The organism is Corallococcus sp. CA041A, assembly GCF_003612075.1.
Classification (GTDB): domain Bacteria; phylum Myxococcota; class Myxococcia; order Myxococcales; family Myxococcaceae; genus Corallococcus; species Corallococcus exiguus.
In genome coordinates this window covers 19,309-27,377 of record NZ_RAWF01000132.1, presented here as the reverse complement: position 1 = coordinate 27,377, position 8,069 = coordinate 19,309, and the positions used below count along the sequence as shown (strand labels likewise).

Sequence of the window (8,069 nt, the reverse complement as noted above, 5' to 3'; positions counted from 1 at the left end):
CGTCCAGCCCGTGGCCACGCCCCGCCCGACACCGGCCCCGCCCCCTGGCCTGGAGGACGACCGCGAGCGGCTCACCTCCGGCTCGCGGGTGCTGCTGGTGGTGGAGGACGACGCCCGCTTCGCCCTCATCCTGCGCGACCTGGCGCGCGAGCTGGGCTTCCAGTGCATCCTGGCCGCCACCGCCACGGATGGACTGGAGGCCGCGCTCGGCCACGCGCCCCATGCCATCATCCTGGACATGAACCTGCCGGACCACTCCGGCCTCACGGTGTTGGATCAGCTCAAACGCAATCCGCGCACGCGCCACATCCCGGTGCACGTGGTGTCCGCGGCGGACCCGACGCGTGAGGCACTGGAGCTGGGCGCGGTGGGCATCGCGCTCAAGCCCGTGCAGCGCGAGCAACTGCTGGACGTCTTCCGCACGCTGGAGACGAAGTCCGCGCCGGGCCCCCGCCGGGTGCTGGTGCTGGAGGACGACGCCCGTCAGCGCGAGAGCATCCAGAAGCTGCTGGAGGCAGAGGACGTGGAGGTGGAGGGCGTCGCCACCGCGCACGACGCGCTCCAGCGGCTTCGCGAGCACACCTTCGACTGCATGGTGATGGACCTGCACCTGCCGGACCTGAGCGGCCAGGACCTCCTGGAGCGCATGGCCGCCGAGGAGGCCGTCTCCTTCCCTCCCGTCATCGTCTACACCGGCCACACGCTCAGCCGCGACGAGGAGCAGCAGCTGCGCCGCTTCTCACGCTCCATCATCATCAAGGGCGTGCGCTCCCCGGAGCGCCTGTTGGACGAGGTGACGCTGTTCCTGCACCAGGTGGAGTCGCGCCTGCCACCGGAGCACCAGCGCATGCTCCAGGCCGCTCGCGACCGCGAGTCCACGCTGGAGGGCCGCCGCATCCTCGTGGTGGAGGACGACGTGCGGAACATCTTCGCCCTCTCCAGCGTGCTGGAGCCCCGGGGCGCGAAGGTGGAGATCGCCCGCAACGGAAAGGAGGCCCTGGCCCTGCTCACGAAGAGCCTGGCCCAGCCCCAGCTCGCGGTGGACCTGGTGCTGATGGACATCATGATGCCGGAGATGGATGGCCTCACCGCCACGCGCGAAATCCGCAAGCAGGAGGCCTGGCGCAAGCTGCCCATCATCGCGCTCACCGCGAAGGCCATGCGCGACGACCAGGAGAAGTGCCTCCAGGCGGGCGCCAATGACTACATCGCCAAGCCGCTCGACGTGGAGAAGCTGCTGTCGCTCCTGCGCGTCTGGATGCCCAAGGGGTGAGGCCGCGCATGCTCGACGTGGCGACGAAGGAGTTCGACATCGAGCTGCGGCTGCTGCTCGAGGCGCTCTACCTGAAATACCACTACGACTTCCGCGGCTACGCGGAGTCCTCCCTCAAGCGCCGGTTGGCCCAGGCCGCCGAGCGCCTCGACTGCGCCACCCTGTCCCAGCTCCAGGACCGGATGCTGCACGAACCCGCGCTGTTCCCCGTGCTGCTGGACTACCTCACCGTGCAGGTGAGCGAGCTGTTCCGCGCCCCGTCCTACTTCCGCGGCCTGCGCGAGCACGTGGTGCCGGTGCTGCGCACCTATCCGTCCCTCAAGGTCTGGGTCGCGGGGTGCAGCACGGGGGAAGAGGCCTGGTCGCTCGCCATCCTGCTGCGTGAGGAGGGGCTGCTGGAGCGCACGCGCATCTACGCCACGGACATCAACCCCACCGCGCTCCAGCGCGCGGAGGCCGGGGTGTACGCGGTGGACCGCATCGCGTCCTTCACCCAGAACCACCGGCTGTCCGGCGCGCGCACGTCGCTGTCGGACTACTACACCGCCGCGTACGGCGGCGCGGTGTTCGACCGGTCGCTCAAGGGCCACATCGTCTTCTCGGACCACAGCCTGGCCACCGACAGCGTCTTCGCGGAGGTGCAGCTCCTGTCGTGCCGCAATGTGCTCATCTACTTCAACCGCGAACTCCAGGAGCGCGCGCTGGGATTGTTCGCGGAATCGCTCTGTCACAAGGGGTTCCTGGGCCTGGGGGCGCGCGAGTCTCTGCGCTTCTCCTCGCACGAGGCCTCGTTCACCCCCGTCGTCCCCGAGGATAGGCTCTACCAGAAGCGATAGAGGAGGCCCCACCGCCATGCCCACTCCGCGCCCCGCTCCGCCCGCTGGCCGCGTCGACGCCATCGTCATTGGTGCGTCCGCGGGCGGGGTGGATGTCCTGACACAAATCCTGCCCGCGCTGCCCACGAACTTCCGGCCCGCGGTCCTCGTCGTCCTGCACCTGCCGCGCAAACTCCCCAGCCTGCTGCCGGAGGTCTTCACCGCCCGGTGCACGCTGCCGGTGCACGAGGCGACGGACAAGCAGCCTGTCCAGCCCGGGACCCTCTACTTCGCGCCACCCAACTACCACCTGCTCGTGGACCGGGACGCGAAGGGGCCGTTGCTCGCGCTGTCCATGGACGCCCCCGTCCACTTCTCCCGCCCCGCCATCGACGTGCTCTTCGAATCCGCCGCGGCCGTCTATGGCCCACGCCTGGGCGGCGTCATCCTTACGGGCGCCAACGCGGACGGGGCGCTGGGGCTCCAGGCGGTGAAACGGCGGGGCGGCGTCACCCTGGTGCAGGCCCCCAACACCGCTCGCTCGCCTGCCATGCCCCAGGCAGCCGTCGCGGCGGGGCCGGTGGATTTCGTGCTGCCTCTTGAACAGATGCCCGCCGTCTTCCGGGCATGGGGAGATGGCGGTGCTATCTGACCTGTCCGTCCTCAGCAAGGAGCCCCTGCCCGTGGCTTCCCGGGTGAAGTGCCTGCTCGTCGATGACCTGGAGGAGAATCTCCTGGCGCTCTCCGCCGTGCTGCGGCGTGACGACGTGGAGGTGCACTGCGCCCGCTCCGGCGCGGAGGCACTGGAGCTGCTGTTGCGTCACGAGTTCGCGCTCGCGCTCGTGGACGTGCAGATGCCGGAGATGGACGGCTTCGAATTGGCGGAGCTGATGCGCGGCTCAGAGCGCACCCGCGACGTGCCCATCATCTTCGTCACCGCGGGCGGGGGCGACCCCTGGCGCACCTTCAAGGGCTACGAGGCCGGCGCGGTGGACTTCCTCTTCAAGCCGCTGGAGGCCCACGCGCTGCGCGGCAAGGCGGAGGTCTTCTTCCAGATGCACCGCCAGAAGCAGCAGCTGGCGCAGCAGCTGGACACGCTCGCGGAGACCCTGCGCCTCAACGAGATGTTCACCGCGGTGCTGGGCCACGACCTGAGGAACCCCCTCTCCGCCATCCTCACCGCGGCGGACCTGCTCCAGCGCCGCTCGGAAGACGAGGCCGTGAAGAAGACGGCCTCGCGGATGATGACCGCCGGCAAGCGCATGAGCCGGATGATTGAAGACGTGCTGGACCTGGCGCGCGCGCGGCTGGCGGGCGGGATTCCGCTGCGCCGGGGAGAGACGGACTTCGGGCAGCTGGTGCAGCGCATGGTGCAGGAGCACCAGACGTCATGGCCCCGCCACCGCATCGAGGTGCGGCAGGACGGAGACCTCGTGGGGGACTGGGACGCGGACCGGCTGGCGCAGGTGGCCTCCAACCTCATCGGCAACGCGCTCCAGCACGGCGACGCCGCGGAGCCGGTGCGCATCCTCGTGGACGGCACGCGCGACCACGCCCTGCACTTCACCATCACCAACGTGGGCGTCATCCCCGCCCACCTGATGCCCTTCCTCTTCGACCCGTTCCGCGGCGGCCAGCAACGCCGGGGCCGGGGCGAGGGCCTGGGCCTGGGGCTCTACATCGTCCAGCAGATCATCCACGCGCATCAGGGCGGCGTGGAGGTGCTCTCCGGCAGCGGGCCCTACACGGAGTTCCGCGTGGAGCTGCCGCGCAAGGGCATGGACGTCGTCAAGCTGTAGCGCCGTTGTCCACGGGCACGCTGCCCGGCCCGTCGGACTCCTCCAGCGGCGGCAGCGTGTGCAGCCCCCAGCGCTGTCCCGCCTGCCAGGCGGCGACACCGGAGACGCCCCAGCCTGCGCGCTGGGCCTCGCGCCCCTCGAACTCCAGCCAGAAGACGGCGGTGTCCGGTCGCGCCGCCTGGTCCAGGCACGCCACGCGCGACAGCGCACGTCCGTGCGAGTCCAGCGCCACGGCGAAGGGCTTGTGCGAGTGGCCGCAGATCACCCACTTCGGGTGCACCGTGTCCACCAGCTTGCGCGTCACCGGGTTGCCAATCCACGGCGAGGGCAGCGGGCGCGAGGGGGCCAGGCGTTCGTCACGGGCCTTCTGCACGATGCCCCGGGGCCACTCGTGCACGAGCAGCAGGTCCACGTCCCGCATCGCGGACACGTGCTCCACCTCCGGCGTGCGGAAGTAGCCCGCCTGCTTCGCCGTATCCAGCGACGTGGGCCGCTTCAGCGGCTGGTCGATGAAGCGCGGCGCGTGGATGCCGGACAGGTACGCCACGCGTAGGGGGCCCAGGGTGCGCAGGCCCGCGCGTCCCAGGTAGTGGACGTCCGGGGCCAGCTCACCGCCGTCGGGCAGGTCGTGCAGCGCCTCGAAGTCCTCGTTGTTGCCGCCAATGAAGTACAGCGGCCGCTTCACGCGGCGGATGCCGTCCGCGTACTCGGCGAACTCGGCGGGCATGGCGCGCTTGGCGGCCTTGCGCCGGTGGTCGTCCGCGTGGCGGAAGGCCTCCACGTCCCCCACCGCCAGCACCAGGTCCACCCTCCGGCCACGCGCCTGCTCCAGCGCGTCCAGCCACGCCTCCACGCGGTGGAAGCGGCCATGGATGTCACCCAGCGCGGCGACGAGGAGGGAGTCCTGCGGCATGTCCTTCACTCAAGGCCTCCCGCCCCTCCCTGTCGAGTCATCCGCCTCTGTCACTTTCCAGTGACGGACGTATGGCTGCCCCAGCTACGGGCAACCCAGCGGATAGGTGACCTCCACCACCGCGCCCGGGGCCGGGGCGCGCAGCCGGTCGAAGATGACAGCGTTGGCCCGCGCGTCATAGGACCAGCCGTCCGTCACGGGCAGTCCGTCCACCCGGACGGCGATGGCGCCGGGGTCCTCCGGCACCTCCGACAGGGGGAAGGCCCGGTTGGGCCCGAAGGCGCTCTCCGACAGCTTCTCCAGCGACGCGGCCCAGTTGGGCGTGCAGATGCTGTCCACCACGCCGTTGAGCTTCCGGGCCAGCTCCATGTACCGGCTGCCGGAGCTGCTGGAGGTGGTGCAGGTGCTCAGGTCCTCCGGGCCCACCACGGCGTTGAAGCTCACCTTGGACGGGTCGTTCCCCTTCAGGGCCAGGAGGTAGGTCTCGTAGAAGGACACCGGCTGGGAGCTGAAGTCCTCCTCGTCCGACAGCACGATGATGGCCAGCTTCGCCTCCTCGCGCAGGAACCCGCCGTTGCCGTCGTTGGCCTGGGGCGTGCGCGGATCATCCAGGTCGTAGAGCAGCGGATCCGACAGCGCTCGGTACGCCGCGTCCAGGCCCTGCTCGTTCCAGTGGCATACGCCCACGTGCGTGTTGGTGGCGAAGACGCCGGCCGCGTTGGGCGTCTCCGGCGTGATGATGCGCGGGCTGGAGCCGTCCACGGGGAACAGGCGCCCGTTCTCACCGCCCAGCGCGCCGCCGGGGCACTCGGACCAGCCGCCCGGAGACGGGTCCAGGCCGGTGGTGGTGACGCCGATGCGGTAGTCCACCTGCGCGGCGGTGGCCGCGGACAGGAAGGCCGAGAAGTTATCCCCCAGGCTCTGCTGCTCCTCCATCATGGAGCCCGAGTTGTCCACGACGAAGAGCACGTCCACGCGCGCCTCCGACTGCTGGACGAAGCGGTCCGTCTGGTCCGTCTTCGCCAGGCCCCGCCCCACGAGCCCCGCGTTGTAGACGGCGCCGTCCCTCAGCGTGAAGCGCACCGTCGCCGCGTCCTCGCCCTCCTCCCCGGGCGCGTACTTCGCGGTGAGCTTCACGCGCCCGCCCGCGGGAATCGTGGCCGGCAGCGCGCCGGACACGGCGAACTCCTGGCCCGGCTGCTCCAGCTTCATGCCCGTCACCTTCACGTCCCCCGGACAGTCGTTGTAGGCCATGAACTCGCGGGTGCGAGGGCCGCACGCCAGCCGGCTGATGCCGAAGTCCACCGTGGTGGGCTGCACGGAGAAGCACCCCTGCACGCCCCGGCCCACCAGGTTCACCAACGGGTGGCCGCGCGTGGGGTGGCTCACCCAGCCCTCCGCGAGCCCCTGGAACTCCCCTTCACCGGATGGGCGGAAGCGCACGAGCAGCGTGGCCTTCTTGCCGGGCTCCAGCACGCTGTTGGCCACCGTCGACGCGCGGAACGCGGGGTCCGACCCCGACGCCAACTGGAGCCCCGCCAGGAAGCACGCCTGCGTGCCGGTGTTGCGCAGCGTCACCCCCAGCGCCACCTCCGAGCCCACCGGCACCTGGCCGAAGTCCAGCACCGAGGGCAGCGCGTACTCGCACGGCGCGAAGGCCTTGCCCTCGCCCGCCAGCGTCACGCCGTCCGTGGCGCTGGAGGTGCGCTGGGTGGAGGTGACGGCCAACTGCCCGCTGCTCGCGCTGCCCACGCCCGCGCGAGGGCTGAAGGTGAGGCCCACCTTCAGCGTGCCCCCGGGCGCCACCGGCTGGCTGGACGGCGGCTGCGCGAGCGTGAAGTAGCCCCCCGCCTGAGTGGTGAGGTGGAGCCCGGTGACGGTGGTCTCCTCGCGGCAGTGGTTGTTCACGGTGACGTCGCGCGTGGCCGTCATGCCGAAGGCCACCGGCCCGAAGTCCAGGTGCGCGGGCGTCACCTCCACGCACGACGCGCCGCCCTCACCCGTCAGCGTCACCTTGGGCCCGGGCGACGTCGTCTTCGGCTTGCGCACGGACACCTCCACGCGGCCATCGCGCACCCGGCCGGCCACCGCGGGCGTGAAGGCCACGCGCAGCTCCACCACCCCACCCGGAGCCAGCACGTCGTTGGGGAGCGCAGGCGCGCTCACCACCTTGAACACGCCGGACGGGTCCTCCAGGAGCGCCGCGCCCTTGTAGCTGAGCGGCTCGGAGCCCAGGTTGCGCACGGTGATGCGCTCCTCGGCGGTGGCGCCCACCGCCACCCGGCCGAAGTCCACGCGCAGCGGCGTCACCTCCAGCGCGCCGGCCACGCCCATCCCCGTCAGCCTCACCACCGCGGGCTCGCAGCCGTCGCACACCGCGACGTGCAGCTCCGCCTCCCCGTTGCCCAGCCGCACCGGGCTGAAGGCCACCGGCACCTTGCGCGTCTCATGCGGCGCCAGCGTGGACGGCATCCCCGCGCCGGCGGAGAACTCGTCCTTGTCCGCGCCCTCCACCGACAGCACCAGCGGGCTCTCCACGTCGGAGGGGTTGCGCACCGTCACCTCGCGCATCTCCACCAGCCCCAGGTTCACGTTGCCGAAGTCGAGCGCTGACTCCGGCACCTCCACCAGCGCCTTCACGCCGCGCCCGCTGATGGGCACCTGCGTCGCCGCGCCGCCGGACGCGTCCGTGAACAGCTCCAGCTGCCCCTGCACCGCGCCCTCCACGTCGGGCGTGAAGCGCACTTCAAGCTCGTGCTCCGCGCCGGCCGTCAGCGTGAAGGGCTCGAACACCGGGACGCTGACGTTGGGCAGCGACGAGCGCGCCCCCTCCACGCGGTACGACGCGCGCCCCTGGTTCGCCAGCCGCAGCGTCATCGTCTTGGTGCGCCCCACGGCGGCGGGGCCGAACTCCAGGAGCTCCGGGCGTGCCGCGAAGCCCGTGCGTGCCTGCTGTGAAGTGGGCCGCTCACACGCCGTCGCCGCCGCCACCAACGCCAACACCAGCCATCGGAGTCCACGCATACAGAGTCCCCCATTTCCTACGCACGGCACCGGTGTCCCCCCACACAGCACTGCGCGTGGATCCGGTCGTCGTAGAAAGGTGCAACCCTGGTGCCTGGGCGTCCCAACGAGGCGCCGTCACGCCGCCAACACGGCAAACGGGCGCCCTCGCTGGGGAACGGCATTTAACGGGTAAAGCAGGAGATTCCACGTTTCGTGGAAGCGACTGCAAAAGCTTCACAAACGGTCGATGCTACACCGACCCC

6 protein-coding genes are annotated in these 8,069 nt (G+C 70.9%); 4 read left to right on the top strand and 2 right to left on the bottom strand.

Going from position 1 to position 8,069, the window contains the following annotated elements; translation table 11 throughout:
- The 4 genes from D7V77_RS23180 to D7V77_RS23165 all read left to right on the top strand — a co-directional run.
- On the top strand, positions 1 to 1,273 hold a 1,273-nt coding region (locus D7V77_RS23180), incomplete at its 5' end, for a response regulator (RefSeq protein WP_120578473.1).
- Positions 1,274 to 1,281: 8 nt separating this feature from the next.
- A complete protein-coding gene (locus D7V77_RS23175; protein ID WP_120578468.1) occupies positions 1,282 to 2,109 on the top strand; it encodes a protein-glutamate O-methyltransferase CheR in 828 nt (275 codons plus the stop codon).
- A gap of 16 nt (positions 2,110 to 2,125) precedes the next feature.
- Positions 2,126 to 2,740: a chemotaxis protein CheB gene (locus D7V77_RS23170; protein WP_120578467.1), complete on the top strand. Its 615-nt coding sequence runs from the start codon at positions 2,126 to 2,128 to the stop codon at positions 2,738 to 2,740.
- Positions 2,724 to 3,887 carry a hybrid sensor histidine kinase/response regulator gene (locus D7V77_RS23165; protein WP_169831350.1) on the top strand — a complete coding sequence of 388 codons (1,164 nt, stop codon included), beginning with the start codon at positions 2,724 to 2,726 and terminating at the stop codon, positions 3,885 to 3,887. Before D7V77_RS23170 ends, D7V77_RS23165 begins: the two co-directional genes overlap by 17 nt.
- On the opposite strand, the gene D7V77_RS23160 is transcribed toward D7V77_RS23165, so the two are convergent.
- Both D7V77_RS23160 and D7V77_RS23155 read right to left on the bottom strand, forming a co-directional pair.
- Positions 3,877 to 4,800: a metallophosphoesterase gene (locus D7V77_RS23160; protein ID WP_120578471.1), complete on the bottom strand. Its 924-nt coding sequence runs from the start codon at positions 4,798 to 4,800 to the stop codon at positions 3,877 to 3,879. The genes D7V77_RS23165 and D7V77_RS23160 overlap by 11 nt on opposite strands.
- An 84-nt stretch (positions 4,801 to 4,884) precedes the next feature.
- On the bottom strand, positions 4,885 to 7,824 hold the full coding sequence (locus D7V77_RS23155) for a choice-of-anchor D domain-containing protein (RefSeq protein ID WP_120578466.1): 2,940 nt from the start codon (positions 7,822 to 7,824) through the stop codon (positions 4,885 to 4,887).
- Positions 7,825 to 8,069: the final 245 nt, after the last annotated feature.